At 33.2% G+C, this 244-nt stretch carries 1 protein-coding gene; it reads right to left on the bottom strand.

Going from position 1 to position 244, the window contains the following annotated elements:
- Positions 1–244, bottom strand: a 244-nt coding sequence (locus tag Q0842_RS16210; RefSeq protein ID WP_298500561.1) for a hypothetical protein, incomplete at both ends; no start/stop codon positions are given.

The raw sequence follows: 244 nt of genomic DNA, 5'->3' as shown, positions 1-244 counted from the left end.
TTGGGTTAGATATACTTAATCCAGTATTATCTGTTCCTTCAAACCAAGTTCCTGTTTGATCTTCGCCTTCTAATAAATCAAATAAATTATAACTTGATGGTGCAGAACCTTCACAAAACTCTGGGAAAGTTGTTAATGGTGTCCCAGATTCTGGGGCATCTTCTACAGTTATTGTAACTGTTGAACTATTTGTACAAGTGTTTGCATCAGTTATTGTATAAGTAAAATTATATGAACCTATTGT

This window comes from uncultured Algibacter sp., assembly GCF_947495675.1.
Classification (GTDB): Bacteria; Bacteroidota; Bacteroidia; order Flavobacteriales; family Flavobacteriaceae; genus Algibacter_B.
Note: the sequence above shows the minus strand (reverse complement) of the source record. Positions and strands in the feature narration are given on the sequence as shown.